The sequence below is a fragment of the Streptomyces sp. NBC_00335 genome, from assembly GCF_036127095.1.
Taxonomy (GTDB): domain Bacteria; phylum Actinomycetota; class Actinomycetes; order Streptomycetales; family Streptomycetaceae; genus Streptomyces.
Window position 1 is genome coordinate 8,457,252 of the sequence record NZ_CP108006.1, and the last position, 18,447, is coordinate 8,475,698.

An 18,447-nucleotide genomic window follows, 5' to 3' on the forward strand; every position below is an offset into this window, starting at 1 on the left:
GCCGGCAGGCCCCCCGCTGCCCGGCCAGGCCCGGGGCGGCGGTCATCGCTTCCACCCAAGCTCCGTGTAGGAACGGCCGGCCATGATTCCCTCGATGGCCGCGCGGGTGTAGGGGACGAGCCGTTCCGGCAGATCGGTCGGCTCCCACCACTGCCAGGCGAGGCACTTGTCGGGTTCGAGGAGCTCGGGAACGCCCTCCCAACGACGGGCCCGGAAGACCATCTGCATCAGCGGCTGCCCACCGGGGGTGTCGACGACGTGCACGACGTGTACCAGCTCCACGTCCTGCGGGTCGATGACGAGCCCCGCTTCCTCGCGGGCCTCGCGCACCAGGCAGGTGACCGCGGACTCCCGCTCGCACTTCCCCGCGAGGAAGTGCCAGGTGTTCCCCGCGTACGCGACGCCCGGGTGGCGCAGTCCGAGGAGCACACGTCCGTCCTCGTCCTCCAGGTGGAGATGGACGCCGATGCCGTTCAGTACGGTCCTGCGGCCTCCGTCCCAGGCCGGCGCGGCTTCGTTCGGCCGGGCCTCTGGCGGGTGTTCGGCCGCGTGGCGCCGGATGTTCAGCACGTGGGGGTTGCGGTCGATGACGACCGTGCTGCGGGTGACGTGGCCCGGCAGCGCCGTCCGGCTGGTCGCGTCGTCGGGCTGGTCCAGCGCGGACAGGAGTCCGGCCAGGGTCTTCCGCTCGTCCGGGTGGTGGGTGAGATACGCCTCGACGGTCTTGCGGACGTGGGCGTGGCTGGGCGGCACGGCGGGCTTCTCGCCTTCGGTGGGGGTGCTGTACTCGGAACCGGGTTCCGGCGTCATCTGTCCGCCGTGTGTCACAGCGCCGCCTCCTCGTGGTCGGCCGGCGGCGTGTTGCGCGGGCCGGGTACCGATTCCGAGGCCGATCCGATCCCGTACTGAGCGGCCTGGGCGGTGAACATCCCCCGGTAGGTGCCTTCCTGGGCCATCAGCTCCGCGTGGGTGCCTTCCTCGACGACGCGTCCCCCGGCGAGGACGTAGATGTGGTCGGCATTCATGGTGGCGGCGAGCCGGTGGGTGACGAGGACGACCGCATGCCCCTTCTCCGCCAGCGACCAGAGGCCCTTGAAGGCGGCGATTTCCGCGTGCGGATCGAGGGCGGAGGTGGGCTCGTCGACCAAGAGGAAGGGTGCACCCCGGTACAGGGTCCGAGCCGTACCCAGCTTCTGCCAGCCCCCGCCCGACAGCTGGACCCCGCGTTCGTAGCCCTTGAAGACGATCGAGTCCCAGCTGTTCGGGAGGCTCTCGATCAAGTCGAGCACGCCCGCGTCCCGGGCGGCCCCGCGGACGGCGCCCATGTCACGGGGGCGGTCGCCGGCGCCGATGGCCACGTTCGCGGCGGCGGTCATCTCCCAGCGCGGGAAGTCCTGCGCCAGCACTCCGACCGCCCCGAACACCTGCCCGCGGTCCGCTTCGCGGAGCTCGACCCGCTCACCCGAATCGCCCTCCCACCACACGCTGCCGTCACCGGGCAGGAGCAGTCCCGCGATCACCTTCGTCAGGGTGGTCTTGCCCGAACCGTTGGCCCCGACCAGGGCCGTCACCGCGCCCCGCCGGATCTCCACGCTGACGCTCCTCAGGGCCGGCGTGTCGGCTCCCGGGTAGGTGAAGGTCACGTCCTCGGTGCGCACCGACCGCAGGGGAGAGGGGAGGGCGTCGCCGGTCAGGGGGATGGCGTGCTCACCCGCGATCGTGATGGCGTCCTCGGTGTCGGTGAGGAACAGCAGCTCCTCGTAGAGGCGATTGACCTGCTGCACCAGGGATGACAGACGTGCGGTCGAGGTCCTGATGGCGACCACCGCGGTCCCCCCGACGGCCAGTGGCAGCCCGCCGACGGCCAGCAGCCACCACAGCATTCCGTAGCAGCCCAGGGACGCCACCCCGGCGAAGCCGCCCGCGACCAGGTCCGTGCCGGCTTGGGCGCGAGCCAGACGCCGCTGCTCGGCTTCGGTCTGCCGGGACATCTCCTCGTAGCCGGCCAGCAGTTTCGTCCCGGCGGCGTGGACACGGATCTCTCCGGCGGCGTGCGGGCGGGTCAGGTAGGCCAGCAGAGAGGAGATCGCCCGGCGGTGGTCCACCCAGTGCAGCCGGGAGAGGTACTCGCGGCGAGCGGAGCGAACCGCCCCCCACCCCTTGGGCAGCGCGATGGCCAGGAGCATCGGCAGCAAGGCCCAGTGCAACGACACCAGGACCACGGCGGCCGCAGCCATGCCGATGACCACGTTCCCCACGCCGACCGACAGCCGCAGCATGTTCCGTGCGGAGTCCGTGCCGAACCGTCCCGCCTCCAGCATCCGCTGCACTTCCGGCCGCTCGGTCGCTTCCACCTCGACACCGGTGACGGCCGCGTAGTACCGGGCGGACACCGCCCGCTCCACCTGAGGCTCCAGCCGGCCCGACATGGCCGTCGACCACGCCGCCAGCAGCGCCGTGACCACCGCGGTGACCCCGAGCACCACCAGCGACGGCAACGCCTCGCGGAGCTTGCCGGCGGTCGGCCCGGCCGCGAACAGCTCCGTGAGCACGCTGTTGACGGCCACCAGCCCCCAACCGGCCGCCACACCCTGCCCCAACTGCGCCGCCACGACCCCGGCCAGGGCACGCGGGTCGGTCTGCCAGCCGGTGCGCAGGACCATCGCCACCATGCGCGGCAGGGCGGCGGCCATGTGCCCGAACCCGAGCCGGGTCAAGGGGCCTTCGTGCCGGACGAAGGACTGGTCGTATCGCAGCCGCCCACCGTAGAGCTCACGTTCCGCATCCGAGATGGTGTCCTCGGCCTCGGCCTGCACGCTCTCTGCCGCATCGGTGGGATCAGCTGCCTCGGTGGCCTCGCTCATGCCGTCCACCCCGTAGCTGTCAGTGCCGAGTGACAGGCGCAGACTTCGGCCAGTTCGATTTTGAGAGGGTGATGACTGGGAGTGGGCTCAGCATTCACGATGTCCTCCATATGGGCGGCTGGTTGGTACTAGTGCTCTAAGAACGCCCCGCTTCCATGGTCGTAACGGCCTCGAACGCGTGAATATCTCGAACGCCAATACGGATACCTGGCCTTGAGTGGGAGCGGCCTGCCTGGTGCCGTTTGAACTCACGCGTTCGAGTGGTTGCGGAGGAGCGGCACCCGATCGGGGGCTTGCGTGGCCTGCTTGTAAGGCTCCGGGCGGACCGTCAATTCCATTACACGCTTCTGAAGTTGGAAGCTCCGATCATCCTCGACCTCACGCAGAGCCTGTGCTCCAGAGCACGCGGCCTGTCCTATCGTGAAACCCATCGTCCTGCCGATGCCCGGCAGGGAACTCGCACGGGGGAAATCATGCGTGGATCCGTTCGCACCGTCGCACGAACCGTCGGCGTAACTGGAGTGGTGGTGGCGTCCGTCATGGCGGGGACCAACGCCCAGGCGGCCAGTGGTGGAGGCTGCGGCACCTACTACGCCGGGACCGGCGGGCAGTACGTCAAGATCAAGGCCTGTATCAGCTCGCCCCGGTGGGGAGTGGGGCGCCCGGACGCGTACATCAGCCTGGCTGCGGGGCACCCGGCGTGCAATATCGCGATTCGGACAGTCCGGACGGGCAATTCGCAAGTCGTATCGAACAAGGTGTACCCCTGTCCCTCAGGGGCCATCAACGACAGGCACTTCACGGCTCCCGACTTCAGCGACACCACGGCCGAGACGGGTGAGTCGTATGCCAACTACACCCAGATCAACTGGACCTCTTCCGGAACGTGGACGATGCCGTACCGCAGCCCGTGGCTGAAGCTCCCGTAGACCTGCGCACAACCCATATCCATGGGGGAGGGGCGTGGTACCGGACCGCGCTGGATGACAGGACAGGCCATAGCGAGGCTGCCACCGGTAGGTGGTGCCGTCCACGGTGATGAGCCGCGATCCCCTGGGATCCCGACATCATCGGCCGCCTTGGGATTCGCGTAGCGCAAACACGGGAAACCACTTGGCCGGACGCTTGAAGTCGCGCCGTCACTCCCGGATGCACCACCCGCAACGAGATCGCGGCCCATCCGGGCCTCAAGCGCGCCGGATCGCAAGGTACTGCGGCTCGTTGTTCCTTATCCGCTGGCGCTCCTGAAGCGATGTGGGCAGGGTGGCGGCATGACAGACAGTTCCGGCCCTGTTCCTGCGGACGTAGACGACCGCCAGGCGATGGAGCACATCCTCGGTCGCGCCCTGAGCGAGACATGGCCGCCGGGTGCACTGGCGCCGGGCAGCCGCGTCACGGTGGTTCGCGACCAGGGCTGGGACGGTCCTTGGCAGGTCGAGTTTGCTGGAACGATCGATGCCATGGGCGCACCCGAGCCGAGTACACGTGCCCAGGCGCTGAAGGGCGAGCTGCTGTACTGGGTCACATTTGACGCACCGCAGTACGACTGCGACGGGGCCGGTCCCTACCGCAAGGCCCAGATCCAGGGTCGGTACCTACGGGCTGAGCAAGAGCCCGAAGCCTAGGGCGAAGGTGACCAGCTCTTGGTGGGGCAGCCGTCGCGCCGGTCCAGGAAGGCCACGAAAGTGTGGCGGGGCGGCTGGGCCTCCGGGCTCTTGCGTGCGGGCCGAACGGCCCGATCCGGGAGCGTGGCGCATGAGTTGGGTGCCGTAGGGTCCGGCCTGCTTCGGGGCCGGCCTACGAACAGCCGAATTGTGCGCGGCACCCTGTAGGCGAGGCGATGTCGGCAAGTCGATCGCCCAGGCTCGGCATCCGCCCCGGCTCAGGGACCGCCCGCAGACGTACAGCAGCAGGAGGAGGAAGAGCGATATGCGGCCCCCAGTGGCAGTACGACGGCAATGAAGTCCCAGTTCTCGCCGTACGCCTCCCAGAACGAGCCCCGTCTCCACGGGGATCAATGCCGTGGCCAACGACCAGCCGACCGCGAAGACCAGAAGGTATCCGACCACGCAGAGAGGGAAACCCTTCCTCGTACTCGGCTCCTCGGTCGGTCAGACACAGCCCCGCTCCGTTCGTCCATCGGCGGTTGATCTTCCGACGGCACTCGGAAACGGAGTCCAGACCGTCCAAGGAGTCCTGGGTGATGACTCTCGGCGCCTGATGGCGGCGGCACGGGATCGCCTCCTCCCGTCTCGGGTAGCCGTCGGCCCTTCGTAATTCATGCTCACGGAGGACTCGGTACCCGCGACGGGCGGATTCGTATGCGCTCCAAGAACCGGACCGACAGGCCTGCCAAGCCCACGATCACCTTGGGTGCGTATCGAAAGTATTTCCTAAGGGTTGTCCCGTAACTGCGGCCGGGGTGGGGTGTCGGCCACCTGGGCCCGCCTCAACGTCAGAGGAAGATGAGCTCGACGCTCTTGTCTACGCAGAGACGCAGGACGACCATCAGCTGTTGAGCGTCTTGGATGTGCTGCTGGAGGAGTGGTTCGTCGGGCTCCTCCAGCCATTCGCCGATGATCGTTCGGAGGCGAGGCAGCATCGCAGCGCACGCGGCAGTAGAGAGATCGTCACCGCCGACATCCGGGTGATCGAGGAGCGGCTCCAGGGTGGAGGAGATGTCACTCCACGGCCGATCGCCGCCAAAGCCCCACATCTCCGGGAGGCTGAACCCCTCTGCCCGTGCGAGCCGTTCCCGGAAGGCGTTGAAGCTGATGCAGGACCATTGGACGTCCGGGCTGCTGACGTCTCCGTCTCCTGGGAACAGAGTCAAGCCCACGTGGTCCTCCTCGCTTGCGAGTGGACAGGATCGGCCAGAGCAGGCGTCATCGGCAACTGAAATGATCGCCACGTGGCTGGTGTGATCACGGCGTCGGAGTCGTCCTGGATAGCCCCGTTCTCCGGGCTGAGCCCGCGCGCCTTCGGGAAGCTGGTGACGCTTCTGCGGCGTCAGGGTGCGGACGCGGTCCGCAAGGGCCGGCCCTGGGGCCTTCCGCTCGAGAACCGGGCACTGCTGGTCTCGGCCTACTGGCGCACGAACCTGACCATGCGCCAGCTCGCCCCGTTGTTCGGGGTATCCAAGTCGGCGGCAGACCGGATCATCGACCACCTCGGGCCAGTGCTCGCCCTCCACCCCCGCAAGCGGTTCGCCAAGGACACCGTGCTCATCGTGGACGGCACCCTGATCCCCACCCGCGACCACACCATCGCCGAGCAGTCGAAGAACTACCGGTACTCCACCAACCACCAGGTCGTCATCGATGCCGACACCCGCATGGTCGTCGTGGTCGGCCGGCCACTCGCCGGCAACCGCAACGACTGCAAGGCATGGGAGGAATCCGGCGCCCAAGCCGCCGTCGGCAAGACCATGACGATCGCCGACGGCGGATACCCGGGCACCGGACTTGTCATACCCCACCGCCGACGGAAGGGCGAAGACCTGGCCGAGTGGAAGCAGGCGCACAACCAGTCCCCCAAGCAGGTTCGCGCCCGTGTCGAGCACGTCTTCGCCCGCATGAAGACCTGGAAGATCCTCCGCGACTGTCGCCTCAAAGGCGACGGCGTCCACCACGCTATGCTCGGCATCGCCCGGATGCACAACCTCGCCCTCGCCGGATAGGCAGACGGCTCGCACCACTGCCCACCACGTCCGAGGCGACTCGGAGATCAGTTGCGGGACAAGCCTTAGGAGATCGTCAGGCTGCCCGGCTACGGTGCGGGCATGGTGAATTTCGTGCTGGTTGCAGGTGCACGGCTCGGGGCGTGGGCGTGGGCCGAGGTGGTGCCGTATCTGCGCGCGGCCGGCCACGGCGTCTATCCGTTGACCCTGTCCGGTCTTGCTGACAAGCAGGGTGTACCGGCGGGGCAAGGAACTCACGTTCAGGACATCGTTGCCGAGGTGGAACGCCAGGGTCTGCGTGACGTAGTCCTGGTGGGTCACAGCTATTCGGGCATCCCGGTAGGTCAGGCCGCGGAGCGGATCGGTGACCGACTGGCCCGCGTTGTATTCGTCGACTCAAGCGTTCCAACTGACGGCGAGTCGTTTGTCTCCGCCTGGCCGGACGGCGGGGCGGCAGTGGAGGCGTCGATCGCCGAGAGCGGAGGGTTTTGGCCGCTCGCGCCAGCTGCTCATTACGAAGGCGAGGGTCTCACCGATGAGCAGATCGCGCGCCTCGTGCGTGGCTCGACGCCTCACCCAGGTGCCACGCTGACCGAGCCCGCTGTGCTGTCGGGGCCGCTCGGTGAACTTCCGGCGACATACGTCCTGTGCGTGGTGCCAGGGGCCGATCCTGACGACGCCGAGCCCGACGAAGATGTGGCTGAGCTGCTGAACAGCAAGCGCTGGCGGCTGGTCAAGATGGACACCGGCCATTGGCCGATGTTCTCCCAGCCGCGCGAGCTGGCGCAGATTCTCCTCAATGCTGCCGTGGAGTGAGAGCACCTCCATGCCTGCGGGCTGGATATGGACGCGCTTGATGTGTGCTGCTCACAGCCATGCGCCGATGGCCGCTATGAGGACGGTCGCCTCATAGCGGACCGTTAGCTCGTCGTATCGCGTGGCGACGGTGCGGTACCTCTTGAGGCGGTTGATCCCACACTCGACCGCGTGGCGCTCACGGTAGCCGTCCGGGTCGAACTTCGGCGGCCGGCCGCCGCGAGAGCCGCGCTGTTTGCGGTGGCGCGCCTGGTCGACCTTGTCCGGGATGGCGCAGCGGATCCCTCGGCGACGCAGGTCAGCGCGCTTCTTGCTGGAAGCCGCGTGCTGATGGGCGCGGTGTCACACGTTCCACGGCTCCAGGACACTCCACGTGCCCTCGACCGCCTCGAAGACCAACTCCGAGCCTTCGAAGACTTCCTGCCCACTCCCCGGCCGAAGGCTGCCGAACCGCTCAGCGCACAGATCTACCTGCATCAGCCCGTCGAACCGGGTGAACTGCGGGGGATCGTAGAGCACCCCCGCAGGGGAGCCCCGGCTCTCGTCGATCCGGAATCGCTTTACGTCGACCAGGTCCAGGCACACCGGCTCCCACCGCAGGGCCTCGTCCACCACCCGTGCATCGATCACAATTCTGACTGCTCGGCCCCGCGGGTTCCGTCCGAACTCCTGGTCAAGGATCACCCGGCGGACACAGGAATCACCGAACTCGTAGCGTGCCAGCAGTGCTGCGATCCCGTCATCGGTCAGTGCGTACGGCCCAAGCCTTCGAGACGGTACCGGTGCTCTGAGATCCACTCTGCTCCCTCGTCGAGGTGCCCATAGTAGGAGGAACGCCCATCCGAGACGACGCGGCAGGTCACGACCACTCAGCGCATCGCCACAGCGCTGCACCCGACGAGGTCCGGGATGAGCCCCTGCCGTCGTGGCGGGTGCACGGCCGGTACGGTCCGCCGGCTCGGCGACGCGCCCGTGGCCGGCAGCCTCGTAGTCATCGAGCTGACCCGTGCGTCGCTTCAAGTGTCTGAGCGGTCGATGCCCGGTCGTGACGCTCGCCGAGCAGATCGAGGTCGAGGGCTGAGTACGGCGTATGCCAGGCAGACGCCGGGGCCGCGGTCGATGCGTGCCTCGATTGCTCTGTGCAAGGGCGACTCTCACCGCGGGTGCATCCAGGCCGTGTTCGGGGCGACCCAAGCTAAGGCGGAGGCAACCGCGAAGGACCGAGTCGCGCCGGAGCTGGCGTCAACGGATACTCACAGCGGCCCGACCGCCCCCATCTGAAAGCATGGTGACATGACAATCGCACCACCGCATCAGCTTCCTGATGAGGCTGCCTTGGAGTTCCTGAGCTCGGCATTCGAGCCGGAGTGGCGGGAGCCGGCTCTCGGCTACACGGCGGTCTCGGCCTGGGAAGCCGAGAATGGGGCCGTACTTCCGGAGCCGTACCGGAGTCTGGTCGCGGAGATCGCCAACGGGTCCGCGGTCGGGCCGCCGGAGGACGGCGGCCTGCTGCCCCTGGGCTGGCTCACACCGGGCTGGCCTTACCAAGTTCAACGGAATCCCGCCGCGCCGTTCCCGCTCCAGGAGACCTGGGCCTGGGAGGGCGAGCCCCTTGCCGCGGACCACGACAAGCGCGTCGCTGACGTCTACGGCCACGGCTCCATCGTGCTGGGCACCGACGATGAGCTCTCCTACTGGGTACTCGTCGTCACCGGTCCCCAGCGGGGCAACATCTGGCTGCTCGGCGACGCGGGCGCCCACCAATATCCGGGGCCGGAAGCCTTCGGCTTCCTGGAGTGGGTTCAGCGCTGGCAAGCTGGCGACGGTTGGTGGGGCTGACCGATCGCGGGGAGCCCGACGCGTTGAGAGCGCCTCGGGCTCGAACGCTTGGTGGAGAAGCTGCCGCTACCGAAGGGGAACGATGTGTTTCCCTTCCTGATGGCCGGTTGGCTGGGGCGCGCTCGTTTCAACACCGCTCGCCGCGTCACCTGGCCCGTGAAGCAGACCCTGACGAGGTCCCGCACATCGGCCCCCCCATCAGGCGCCCGACCGTAAGGTCGAGGCGTAGGCCGACTCGGCGGCGCTTGCTGCGTCGCACCCTGCCAGCTGACGCAAAATCAGATGTGATCCACTGCCATCGGATTCGAGATGGGCAGGTGACGCACTGACATGAAGGCGAAAGATCGCACCTTCTGCTAAACGGGTCGGGGGAAGGTCAGGAGTTCAGTTCCGGAGAGTTTGAGGATCTCGATGAGAGCGGGTGTTCCGTCCTCGTCGAGGTCGGGGGCGATGAGCGACACGGGCCGGGCATCGCGAAGCACCCACGCCATGACCGGTTTGGCGTCGGCAGGGTCGGTGAGAGTGACCAGGGCGTCCACGACGGGTCCCTGTAGTTGGCCTGAGGTGAACAGCCAGTCCAGGAGTTCCTCAGATCCTGCGAAGGCGCCACGAGCGAAGGTGACCTCGACACGGTTGTCTCCACGGCGGTGCGCGGCGCAGGGCAGTGCGCAGGCAGAACTGATCCCTGTCACGGCCGTGAACTCCATGACGTCGTCACCGATGGCGACGGAGAAGTTGGAGAACGGAATCGGAGGACCTCCTCGCAATGGACTGCTGGTACTTGGGCTGTCTCATTCGGTGCCGGGTGGATTCCTTGACGCGAGCACAGCGAGCTGGTGCAACCGCCGGCAGTACTGGGCTCCTTCAAGGTCCATGATCTCAGGCATGACTTGCTCCAGGCCCTCGATGCAGTTCTGCAGGAGGAGGCTGTTCTTCGGGTCGAGAGTGCCGCCGCTGTCGAGCCAACGAAGAACGCAGCCGGCGATGTCCAACTCAAGGAGCCACACATGTGCGCCCCCGAACGCGGCATGTCGCAAGCTGTCGGGGAAGGGCTCTCGACGGAATTCCTGCCAAAGGCGATCGGCGGTCTGCACCTGCTCAGTCGATTCGCTCATTTGAGCCATTCTGCAGTAGCCGTGGAGCTGGCTTGGTGTTCGTCTTCAAACGGCGGTGGCCGATGAGGGCTGCAGCGATGCTCATCGGTGCCGGCCGAGCCGGTTCGACTCGCTTGCGAGTGATGCGGTGACCAGACGTGGAGGTTCGCCCCTGAGCTTCCGGCGGACCGTTCTCGGTCGATGCGATCGCCGAACTCGTCGCCGAGGTAGGCCCGTTATGGCACGCACGGCACCAGGCGAGGCTGGAAGCCAGACCACGCCAGCGGGCCGTTGGCGCAGGTGTGAAGCACCGGCTGGTCTTCATCGACCGGCTTTTGGCCACGCTCGTTCACCTCCGCCGCGGTGTCACTCACGATGTGCTGGTCTGCTGGTTCGGTGTCGACCGCTCCACGATCACCCGGGCGATCGGCGAGGCGCGGCCCTTGCTCGCGACACGTGGCTGCACCGTCGCGGCCGTCGTCCGGCTCCGCAGCCTCGCCGAGGTCATCGACCACCTCGGCGGGAGCGGTCAGACCGGGATCATCGACGGCACCGAGATCCGGGTCCGTAGGCCAGCCGCCGGCCGCAAGGACCGGGAGAAGTTCATTTCCGGCAAGAACAAGCAGAACGCGGTCAAAGTCATGGTCCTCGCCGACGCCGGCTACCAGGGGCTGGGCGCCCAGACGGGCGGCCGCGTCGTGACACCGTCACACCGCAAGTTCAAGAAGAACCCGCCGGAGTGGTATGAGGAGATCTACGAACGCCAGCGCAAGGCACATTCCTCACGCCGGATCAGGGTCGAGCACGGCATCGCACATCTCAAGAACTGGCGGTCCCTCGCCTGGCACCTGGGTCGCCGCGAGCACATGAGCGACACCATCCAAGCCGTGGCCGGACTGCCTTCACACCAGCAGACCGCCACCCGTGGGGCCGGGCAGCCACAGTGACCAACTGGACAACCTGCACCTTGCACGAGTTCGTTAGGAGTCTGAGCGCAGTCCCAGAGCACTGTGCTGAATCAGACCAGCCGGGGCATCAGCAGAGCGCGACTTCCGGCGGGTCAACTCCACCAGCTTCGATCGGAGATCAGGCGCTGGTTCGCCAAGCACGATGGCGGTGATCACCAACTCAAGCATGAGGCAGTCGTAGGCATCGTCCGTGCCTCCATAGCGCTCGGCATCACGCTCTACCTCGGCTTTGGCGATCCGCCATCCACCGCCATCAACCGGCGCGAAGGTCGCCGCGAACACTCCGTAACCGGTCCAGCTTCGATGCAGGAAGACAACCTCACCCTCTGTGAAGACGTCCCACTTCTCGTCCATGTCCCCTGCCCCGAAGCCGCGCTGGATTCGCTCCCAGTCTTCTTCTGACCAGATTCGCCGGGGCAGCTCCGGCATCGGCCGAGGATCCGATATCGGCTGGACACGACACATGGACCGAGTTACGCGTTCGTCAGCAGACATGGAGGGATCTTACGGACGAGGCCGAGCACGACAGCACACTCCACTCCTCGTCGGCCTCACTATGAAACGACCTGCTAGCCGCAGTGCTTGGTGTCTGACAGGTCGTAGTGGATTTGTTCTGAGATCTCCTGGAGCTTGAGCGGCTTGGTGGTCTGGGGCCTGGTGCGGTCGCGTACCGACCAGGTTCCGGAGGGGTCCTGGGCGTCGGTGAAGTGGAGCTGTGAGGGGGAGTCCTTCGCGGAGAGCGCCACGACCTCCCCGTTGGGAAGGGTCCTGCTCGGCGGAGACAAGGACCACTGCGTGCAGCCGCTCAGGCTTCCGACGTCGATGTAGCTTCCGTCGTCGAAGGCCACGACGACGTCGGTGATATACGACAAGGAGGTGTTCAGGATGCGCAGGCTTCCCTCCCCGTCCTTCACCTGCCAGTAGAAGGCGATCTGCTCGGCCTGCGCCCTCCGGGCGTTCTGCTCGGCTTGGTGGTTCGCTCTGAGCGCCTCGTCGTTAGCCCGAACGGCCTGACCGGTGGCACCACGCGCCACGTTGTTGGCGTCGTTGGCCTGGAAGTAGCCCAGCAGCGAGATGACGAGCGCTGCAGTGGCCACCATGGCGGTGATCCAATCCGTCGCCTTCCCCCAGCGAGTGTCGACCATGGACCCATCCTCGCCCGTGATGGCGCGGAGCTCGCCCAAGGGTGGGCCGTACAGGTGACGCGGGCCGCCTCTTTCAGTTCCAGCACGTGAAGTCGACCAGTGCTTATCGACATCACTGGCCCGCGCTGTGCCGCCATGGCGCACACGGCCCCCTGCCTGCGGCCGGCCGTACGGTCCCACTGCGCCCGGCCGCCGCCCCCAGGTGGGGGAGCGCCCTGCCCTGGAGGCGGCGGCCGGGCGCAGTGGGAGCGCCGACTCCGCGGCGGGGGTGGTCCGGCACGGGGTGACGTACACGGGCGGCGGGGAGGAGCGCGTGTGCACGCGGCACGACTGCCGTTGCCTTCCCCTCGCCCGGTGCGTTGTCGCGGCGCGCGGTGAGCTCGTGCCTGGGCCACAGCCGGGCGCCGTAGACGGCGGTGCCGGCTGATAGGTAGGCGTCGGCCTGGGCCAGTCTGTAGATCAGGAAGCGGCTTTCGGGGGGAGGCCCGGTGCGTGGCGGAGGAAGGCGGGAGCGTCACGGCGGCGTCAGGTGGCCACGGGGACACCGAACGGGCGGGCGATGTCGGCCTCGTTGATGACCGGCTGATTGCGGGGCATCGCGCCGTCTCCTCGGCGGCTTCTGCTGTGCCGCAGGGCCGTGGCCTGTAGGTTGGGTTACAGGCTGGTTGGTTTTCCGGGCCTGAACGTTGCATGAAGCCGGCGGTGTGCCGGGTTGCTCCCAGAGCGACCCTCCGCCGGCTTCGGCATTTCCCGGGGGCATCCGCGACCTGTACGGCGTACCCGGGGGCGGTTGTCGCGGTACTTCCGGATCGCGGTGCGCAGCAGGGAGTGCCGGGTGAAGAAGTCACGGTTCCAAGCGAGGTGCTGCGCCTGCGCGTTCGCGTCCAGACCGGCGAGCGCGACTGCGAAAATCGCTGTCCGATCAGCGGAGCACGGTGATAGGTATCCGGTGTGGAAAAGAATCTTGAGTTCCCTGACCTGTTGCGACTGATCGATGAACGGTCGACCGCCTTCCGCGCCGTGGTCGCCGCCGCGCCCGGTCTCGACGCGCAGGTGCCGACCTGCCCCGGGTGGACGCTGTTCGATCTGGTGAAGCACCTGGGCGGGGGAGACCGTTTCTGGGCCGCCATCGTCGACGCGGGGGCTGCCGACGGTCCCCCGGCCGAGGCCGTCGCCGCGCGCGCCGCGCTGGAAGTGCCGCAGGAGCGTGAGGCCCTGTTGGCCTGGCTGGACGCGTCGACGCAGCTTCTGCTGGGCGCCCTGCGCGCGGCGGGACCGGAGAGCGGTTGCTGGACGTGGTGGCCCGCGTCGCAGTCACCGCAGACCGCCGGCGGCACCGCCCGGCACCGGGTCCAGGAGACCGCGGTGCACACCTACGACGCCCAGGTCGCCGGGGGTGCCCCGCAGCCGCTGCCGGTCGAGCTGGCACTCGACGGTGTGGAGGAGTTCCTGTTCACCGTCTGCGCAACACCGAGTGCCTGGCCGCACAAGCCCACGGCCTTCGACTTCCACGCCACCGAGGGCCGCTCCTGGCGCCTCGCCGTCGACGGGGACGGCGCACGCATCACCCGCATCCCCGCGCCCACCGCCGCGACCGGCGAAGACGCGGACGCAGCCGGCGCCTCCGTCCACGGCACGGCCAGTGAGCTGGTCCTCTACCTGTACGACCGGATCAAGGCCGACTCCTTGCACGTTGACGGAGACGCAGGTCTGCTCGACCTGCTCCGCGCCTGGGAGCCGGAGGAGAAGTAGGACGGAGCGGGGGCGGTTGGCCGCGCCTTGAGCCGGTAGGACCCGGTAGGACACGGCTCCTCGCCAGGTTCGTCCGTCGCGGCACCGGGCTCAAACCCGCGAGGCGGCCGCTCGGGGCGTCACCAAGCCGACCGTCTACCTGGATGGCAGTTCGGCTTGGCCGCCTCCGCCGGTTCGGGCCGCGCCGGCTGCACACCGGGAGCCGGCGGACCCTCGGAGGCGGCGCGGCCGACGACGGCGCCCCGCAGCTCGTCGACACGACGGCGAGCGGCGAGCGGTGAGCTCACGCCGTTCCAGCAGTCCCACGACCGACGGCATCCCCTCGACCTCCACCAAAGCAACGACACGACACGACCCGTCACGTCACCACTGCCACGAGACCGCCGACCCTATGCCTGAACAGCGAGAGAACGCAGTCCTCAAGCCCGGAAAGACCACAACCTCTCAGTGCGGCCCTGGCCTGGCTGGACCCTCTGTGGGCGGGAGGCCGTCCTCGCCCACTGACGCCCTTACGGCGACGAATTCCTACCCAAGAGGCTGGATCGGAAGAGCCGTTGGAGCCTGTGACCAGCGTTTCGTTGATCGCTCCCATGACATACGCTGCCGAAGGGCGACGCGATCCGCGCGATGAGCCGAGAGAGCGATGGCACAGGAGTCGATGACACACCGACGAGATGCTGGTCCGGCGGGGGCCGCTGCGGGCGGGATGGCGAGGCCCTGGGCCGGCAACACCTGGGACTCGGCGCTGTCGTCCGAGGAGTTCGCCGCCATCAAGGGTGTCGGGTTCGAGCCGGTCGGGCAGGTGCTCGGCACGGCCGTCTTCAACATCGGGTACACCGGCGTCTGGGGCTGCCCGGGCGCGTGGTCGGTCGCAGGCGGCGCGAAAGTGCCGTCCTCGATGTGGGCGTCGTCCCTGTCGCAGTTGGTGAGGACCATGTACTCGGCGCGCCGGCTGGCGCTGGCCCGCGCGGTGGCCGAGTGCCGCGCGCTCGGCGGCGACGGGATCGTCGGGGTGGACCTGCGGGTCGGCGAATTCCCGGCGGGGGGTCTGGAGTTCACCGTGCTGGGCACCGCCGTCCGCGCCCGCTCGCGCATCCGGCCGCGCCTGCCGTTCACCTCGCACCTGTCGGGCCAGGCCTTCGCAGCGCTCGTACACGCCGGATGGGTTCCCACCGGACTCGCCTTCGGCATCGCCCTCGAGACCCGGCACGACGACTGGCGCACCTCCCGCCTGGCCTCCTGGGCCGCCGGGAACCAGGAGGTCGACGGCTATACCCAGCTGATCAACCACGTCCGCCAAGATGCCCGGAAACAGCTGGCCCTCGATGCGGCGAAGCACGGTGGCGACGGGCTGGTGGTGGACGAGATGGAGTTGAGGGTGCGTGAGAGCGAGTGCCCTGTGTACGGGAACTCGCGCGACCTCATCGCGGAGGCGGTCTTCGTCGGCACATCCATCGCCCGGTTCGGCCGCTCCGAGCGGCCCGCCGGGCCCAAGCCACTGACCATCATGAGACTGGAGCGAGAGCGCTGACATGACCGAGCGAACGGGGCAAGAACGGGCCGGGCAGGCCGCGCAGCCGGCTGCGGAGGGCGTGTCCGAGGACGCGATGCGGCGGCTTGCGCAGCTTCAGCCGGGGGAGAAGGGGGCGTTCTTCACCTCGGACCTGACGGTGAACGAGTTCCTGCTGGTGCGCGAGGTCGGCTTCCGCCCGCTCGGCCTCGTCTTCGGCTCCTCGGTCTACCACGTCGGGATCCAGGTCGGCCGGTGGTCGAAGAACCAGGAGCTGACCAAGCTGTCCGAGGCCATGTACCACGCGCGCGAGCTGGCGATGAGCCGGATGGAGGCCGAGGCGAGTGCTCTGGGGGCGGACGGGATCGTGGGGGTGCGGCTGGACATCGAGTTCAAGGAGTTCGGCTCGGACATCGCGGAGTTCCTCGCGATCGGCACGGCGGTGAAGGCGGACGGTGCGGACCCCGGACCGGGCGGGACCTGGCTCAACAACAAGGGCAAGCCGTTCACGTCGAACCTGTCAGGCCAGGACTTCTGGACACTGGTCCGGGCCGGGTACGCGCCGCTGGACATGGTCATGGGGTCGTGCGTCTACCACGTGGCGCACCAGCGCTTCGCCCAGGTGCTGAGCACCTCGGGCCGCAACGTGGAGATCGAGCCGTTCACCCAGGCACTCTACGATGCACGCGAGCTGGCGATGAGCCGCATGCAGGCGGAGGGGAAGGCCCTGGAGGCCGAGGGGATCGTGGCAGTTCAGCTGAAGCAGCACTCGCATACCTGGGGATCGCACACCACGGAGTTCTTCGCGATCGGGACAGCGGTGCGCCCGCTTCGCGACGACCACATCATCGACCGACCCACCATGGTGCTGAGCCTCGATGCCTGAGATGGAAGTGGAACTGCTGGCCGCGGTACTGCGCCGGGACAGCGCGGACCTGAACCTCTACGTCAAAGTGCTGTCGGCGAACCTGGCGGACTCGCTGCCGCCCGGCACTGTGCGGGTCAAGCGCAGGCGTTCCGTCGCGGAACGGGTGGCCGGGCGCGAGGGTTCGGTCGTCGAACTGGACGTGGCGCTCGGGGAGCAGCGGCTCGCGCTGCGGATGGACCGGGGCCGGGTGGCCGGGGAGATCTGCCACGAGGTACGGGGCATCGTGCTCTCGCGGCGCGCAGTGGGCCTGGACGAGTGGATCGATGCCCTGGCCCGGTCACTGGCGGACGCTGCGGCCTCGAATGCCCGTGCCCGCGAAGCCGTCGAGCGGTTCCTGACCTGACCGGATATCGGCAGGACGACCCGGCGACGGGCCACCGCATCGGAGTCGAGCACGCAACGGCCATGTCCGACCGCCTCCTGGCCGAGGGCGCCCCGGGCCTGCACTACATCACCCTCAACAAATCCACCGCGACCCTGGAGATCCACCAGAACCTCAGCAGCACGCAGAACCTCAGCAGCACGCAGACTCTCAGCAGCATGCAGAACCTCGGCATCACGCGGCTGTAACCCCCACCCGTCCCCCTTCGATAGGGGACGAGTGACCACCACCAATCCGAGCACGACCGAAACCCTGACCCGGTTCTACGCCGCCGAAACGGCCTACATCGCCGCGGGCGGCCCGGGCCGGGCCGGCTTCGAGGAGATCGTCGCCTGCCTCCACCCGCAGGTGGTGCTGCGCCCTGCCCCCGGGTTGCCGTACGCGGGTGACTGGCGCGGCCCCGACGGCATCGAACGGTTCATGGCGGTCATGGGGGAGGCCTGGCAGTCGGTCGAGTTCCTGGACCAGCACCGGATCATCGACGGCCCCGATGTCGTCGTCACCAGCCGTGTCCGGTTCGTGGCCCGCGCGTCCGGCAGCGTCCTGGAGACCAGGATCGTCCAGCTGATGTCCGTACGGGACGGAAGGATCACCGAGATCCGCCCCTTCCACTGGGACCCGGCGGCGGTGACCACCGCACTGCGGGCCTCCTGAGACCCGGCTCCCAGAACTCGACGTCGGAAAGCAGCCAGCGCTCCGGCAGCCCGGCGTCGAGCATGGGAAGCACCATGAACCTTTCCACACCGAGTACCCGCACGCGCACGACCGCCCCCGGCGTACTCGACCGGGACGAGCTGTTCCAGCAGCTGAACACCGACGGCGTGGCCCTCACCCCGCCCCTCCTCGACCGCGAGCAGTGCCGGGAGATCGCCGCCCTGTTCGACGAGCCGCGGCTGTTCCGCTCCACCGTGGTGATGCAGCGCTACCAGTTCGGACGCGGCTCCTACAAATACTTCGCCGACCCCGCCGTGATCCCGCTGGTGGGCCGACTGCGCGAGGAGCTGTATCCCCTCGTCGCCTGGATGGCCAACCAGTGGGCCCCGCAGCTGAAGGAGCGCAGCTACCCCGCCACCCTCGACGAGCTGCTCGCCGAGTGCGCGGCCGGCGGCCAAACGCGGCCCACCCCGCTCCTCCTGCGCTACGACAAGGGCGACTACGCCTGCCTCCACCAGGACGTCTACGGAGACATCGTCTTCCCCCTCCAAATCGCCATCATGCTCAACGAGCCGGGCGAGGACTTCACCGGAGGCGAGAACGTCTTCGTCGAGCAGCGCCCCCGCTCCCAGTCCCGGGCGCTGGTCGTCAAACCGTCCCTCGGCCAGGGAATGATCTTCCCGGTCCGGCACCGACCCGTCCGCGGGGTCCACGGCTTCCGCCGCCACCCCATGAAGCACGGAACCAACGCCGTCGACCGGGGCCGTCGCACGGTACTGGGCCTGATCTTCCACAACGCCCGCTGACGAAAAGGAA

Annotated in this window: 21 protein-coding genes and 2 pseudogenes; 14 read left to right on the forward strand and 9 right to left on the reverse strand. The window is 68.1% G+C overall.

Translation table 11 applies throughout. From position 1 onward, the window contains the following. Nucleotides 1-42: 42 nt before the first annotated feature. Complete coding sequence (locus OHA37_RS38260) at nucleotides 43-828, reverse strand: NUDIX domain-containing protein (RefSeq protein ID WP_323182419.1); 786 nt, start codon at nucleotides 826-828, stop codon at nucleotides 43-45. Then, nucleotides 825-2,864, reverse strand: coding sequence for an ABC transporter ATP-binding protein (locus OHA37_RS38265; RefSeq protein WP_266913759.1), 2,040 nt, complete (start codon nucleotides 2,862-2,864; stop codon nucleotides 825-827). The genes OHA37_RS38260 and OHA37_RS38265 overlap by 4 nt, the downstream gene beginning before the upstream one ends. 353 nt (nucleotides 2,865-3,217) lie before the next feature. On the opposite strand from OHA37_RS38265, the gene OHA37_RS38270 reads away from it, so the two are divergent. Beyond that, a complete protein-coding gene (locus OHA37_RS38270) occupies nucleotides 3,218-3,793 on the forward strand; it encodes a hypothetical protein (RefSeq protein WP_266913761.1) in 576 nt (191 codons plus the stop codon). A gap of 342 nt (nucleotides 3,794-4,135) precedes the next feature. After that, the gene (locus tag OHA37_RS38275; protein ID WP_266913763.1) at nucleotides 4,136-4,489 is read left to right on the forward strand and encodes a ferrous iron transport protein A; all 354 of its coding nucleotides are present in this window, start codon (nucleotides 4,136-4,138) and stop codon (nucleotides 4,487-4,489) included. A gap of 830 nt (nucleotides 4,490-5,319) precedes the next feature. Here the strand turns inward: OHA37_RS38275 and OHA37_RS38280 are convergent. Next, nucleotides 5,320-5,703: a hypothetical protein gene (locus tag OHA37_RS38280; protein ID WP_266913765.1), complete on the reverse strand. Its 384-nt coding sequence runs from the start codon at nucleotides 5,701-5,703 to the stop codon at nucleotides 5,320-5,322. 72 nt (nucleotides 5,704-5,775) lie between these two features. On the opposite strand from OHA37_RS38280, the gene OHA37_RS38285 reads away from it, so the two are divergent. After that, nucleotides 5,776-6,543 (forward strand): transposase, encoded by a 768-nt coding sequence (locus OHA37_RS38285; RefSeq protein WP_266913767.1) that lies wholly within the window; start codon nucleotides 5,776-5,778, stop codon nucleotides 6,541-6,543. 102 nt (nucleotides 6,544-6,645) lie between these two features. Continuing rightward, nucleotides 6,646-7,359: an alpha/beta fold hydrolase gene (locus OHA37_RS38290; protein ID WP_266913769.1), complete on the forward strand. Its 714-nt coding sequence runs from the start codon at nucleotides 6,646-6,648 to the stop codon at nucleotides 7,357-7,359. A 51-nt stretch (nucleotides 7,360-7,410) separates the two neighbouring features. On the opposite strand, the pseudogene OHA37_RS38295 reads toward OHA37_RS38290, so the two are convergent. Next, nucleotides 7,411-7,680: pseudogene (locus OHA37_RS38295) on the reverse strand (IS5 family transposase); the annotation flags it as partial. Nucleotides 7,681-7,701: 21 nt separating this feature from the next. Further along, on the reverse strand, nucleotides 7,702-8,157 hold the full coding sequence (locus OHA37_RS38300; protein ID WP_266913771.1) for a hypothetical protein: 456 nt from the start codon (nucleotides 8,155-8,157) through the stop codon (nucleotides 7,702-7,704). Nucleotides 8,158-8,694: 537 nt separating this feature from the next. Here OHA37_RS38300 and OHA37_RS38305 point away from each other — a divergent pair. Then, complete coding sequence (locus tag OHA37_RS38305) at nucleotides 8,695-9,198, forward strand: SMI1/KNR4 family protein (RefSeq protein WP_266913773.1); 504 nt, start codon at nucleotides 8,695-8,697, stop codon at nucleotides 9,196-9,198. A 356-nt stretch (nucleotides 9,199-9,554) separates the two neighbouring features. Here OHA37_RS38305 and OHA37_RS38310 read toward each other — a convergent pair whose 3' ends face one another. Together OHA37_RS38310 and OHA37_RS38315 are read right to left on the reverse strand one after the other, a co-directional pair. Next, nucleotides 9,555-9,965 (reverse strand): phage tail protein, encoded by a 411-nt coding sequence (locus OHA37_RS38310; RefSeq protein WP_266913775.1) that lies wholly within the window; start codon nucleotides 9,963-9,965, stop codon nucleotides 9,555-9,557. A gap of 24 nt (nucleotides 9,966-9,989) precedes the next feature. Further along, complete coding sequence (locus OHA37_RS38315; protein ID WP_266913777.1) at nucleotides 9,990-10,313, reverse strand: hypothetical protein; 324 nt, start codon at nucleotides 10,311-10,313, stop codon at nucleotides 9,990-9,992. Nucleotides 10,314-10,594: 281 nt separating this feature from the next. Here OHA37_RS38315 and OHA37_RS38320 point away from each other — a divergent pair, with 281 nt between their 5' ends. Beyond that, nucleotides 10,595-11,239, forward strand: a complete 645-nt coding sequence (locus tag OHA37_RS38320) for a transposase (protein ID WP_266913779.1) — start codon at nucleotides 10,595-10,597, stop codon at nucleotides 11,237-11,239. 33 nt (nucleotides 11,240-11,272) lie between these two features. Here the strand turns inward: OHA37_RS38320 and OHA37_RS38325 are convergent, their stop codons facing one another. Then, nucleotides 11,273-11,689 (reverse strand): hypothetical protein, encoded by a 417-nt coding sequence (locus OHA37_RS38325; RefSeq protein WP_266913781.1) that lies wholly within the window; start codon nucleotides 11,687-11,689, stop codon nucleotides 11,273-11,275. 140 nt (nucleotides 11,690-11,829) lie between these two features. Continuing rightward, the gene (locus OHA37_RS38330) at nucleotides 11,830-12,405 is read right to left on the reverse strand and encodes a hypothetical protein (RefSeq protein WP_266913783.1); all 576 of its coding nucleotides are present in this window, start codon (nucleotides 12,403-12,405) and stop codon (nucleotides 11,830-11,832) included. A gap of 951 nt (nucleotides 12,406-13,356) precedes the next feature. On the opposite strand from OHA37_RS38330, the gene OHA37_RS38335 reads away from it, so the two are divergent. The 8 genes and pseudogenes from OHA37_RS38335 to OHA37_RS38370 all read left to right on the forward strand — a co-directional run bounded on the left by OHA37_RS38335 (nucleotide 13,357) and on the right by OHA37_RS38370 (nucleotide 18,437). Continuing rightward, nucleotides 13,357-14,157 (forward strand): maleylpyruvate isomerase family mycothiol-dependent enzyme, encoded by an 801-nt coding sequence (locus OHA37_RS38335; protein WP_266913785.1) that lies wholly within the window; start codon nucleotides 13,357-13,359, stop codon nucleotides 14,155-14,157. A 143-nt stretch (nucleotides 14,158-14,300) separates the two neighbouring features. Continuing rightward, on the forward strand, nucleotides 14,301-14,438 hold the full coding sequence (locus OHA37_RS38340) for a hypothetical protein (protein WP_266913787.1): 138 nt from the start codon (nucleotides 14,301-14,303) through the stop codon (nucleotides 14,436-14,438). 377 nt (nucleotides 14,439-14,815) lie between these two features. Next, on the forward strand, nucleotides 14,816-15,688 hold the full coding sequence (locus tag OHA37_RS38345; protein ID WP_328694617.1) for a heavy metal-binding domain-containing protein: 873 nt from the start codon (nucleotides 14,816-14,818) through the stop codon (nucleotides 15,686-15,688). Between the two features lies 1 nt (nucleotide 15,689). Next, complete coding sequence (locus OHA37_RS38350) at nucleotides 15,690-16,553, forward strand: heavy metal-binding domain-containing protein (protein ID WP_266913791.1); 864 nt, start codon at nucleotides 15,690-15,692, stop codon at nucleotides 16,551-16,553. Continuing rightward, entirely contained in the window at nucleotides 16,546-16,938 is a 393-nt protein-coding gene (locus OHA37_RS38355; RefSeq protein ID WP_266913793.1) for a hypothetical protein, read from the forward strand. The genes OHA37_RS38350 and OHA37_RS38355 overlap by 8 nt, the downstream gene beginning before the upstream one ends. 11 nt (nucleotides 16,939-16,949) lie before the next feature. Further along, nucleotides 16,950-17,165 (forward strand): annotated as a pseudogene (locus OHA37_RS38360) (methylenetetrahydrofolate reductase); the annotation flags it as partial. A gap of 31 nt (nucleotides 17,166-17,196) precedes the next feature. Continuing rightward, entirely contained in the window at nucleotides 17,197-17,631 is a 435-nt protein-coding gene (locus OHA37_RS38365; RefSeq protein WP_266913795.1) for a nuclear transport factor 2 family protein, read from the forward strand. Between the two features lie 74 nt (nucleotides 17,632-17,705). Further along, entirely contained in the window at nucleotides 17,706-18,437 is a 732-nt protein-coding gene (locus OHA37_RS38370) for a 2OG-Fe(II) oxygenase (RefSeq protein ID WP_266913797.1), read from the forward strand. Nucleotides 18,438-18,447: the final 10 nt, after the last annotated feature.

Coding starts and splice junctions, on each gene's coding strand:
- OHA37_RS38340 (WP_266913787.1), top strand. CDS start 14,301: ATGGCAGTTCGGCTTGGCCGCCTCCGCCGGTTCGGGCCGCGCCGGCTG.
- OHA37_RS38330 (WP_266913783.1), bottom strand. CDS start 12,405: ATGGTCGACACTCGCTGGGGGAAGGCGACGGATTGGATCACCGCCATG.
- OHA37_RS38325 (WP_266913781.1), bottom strand. CDS start 11,689: ATGCCGGAGCTGCCCCGGCGAATCTGGTCAGAAGAAGACTGGGAGCGA.
- OHA37_RS38350 (WP_266913791.1), top strand. CDS start 15,690: ATGACCGAGCGAACGGGGCAAGAACGGGCCGGGCAGGCCGCGCAGCCG.
- OHA37_RS38290 (WP_266913769.1), top strand. CDS start 6,646: ATGGTGAATTTCGTGCTGGTTGCAGGTGCACGGCTCGGGGCGTGGGCG.
- OHA37_RS38355 (WP_266913793.1), top strand. CDS start 16,546: ATGCCTGAGATGGAAGTGGAACTGCTGGCCGCGGTACTGCGCCGGGAC.
- OHA37_RS38315 (WP_266913777.1), bottom strand. CDS start 10,313: ATGAGCGAATCGACTGAGCAGGTGCAGACCGCCGATCGCCTTTGGCAG.
- OHA37_RS38265 (WP_266913759.1), bottom strand. CDS start 2,864: ATGAGCGAGGCCACCGAGGCAGCTGATCCCACCGATGCGGCAGAGAGC.
- OHA37_RS38370 (WP_266913797.1), top strand. CDS start 17,706: ATGAACCTTTCCACACCGAGTACCCGCACGCGCACGACCGCCCCCGGC.
- OHA37_RS38345 (WP_328694617.1), top strand. CDS start 14,816: ATGACACACCGACGAGATGCTGGTCCGGCGGGGGCCGCTGCGGGCGGG.
- OHA37_RS38275 (WP_266913763.1), top strand. CDS start 4,136: ATGACAGACAGTTCCGGCCCTGTTCCTGCGGACGTAGACGACCGCCAG.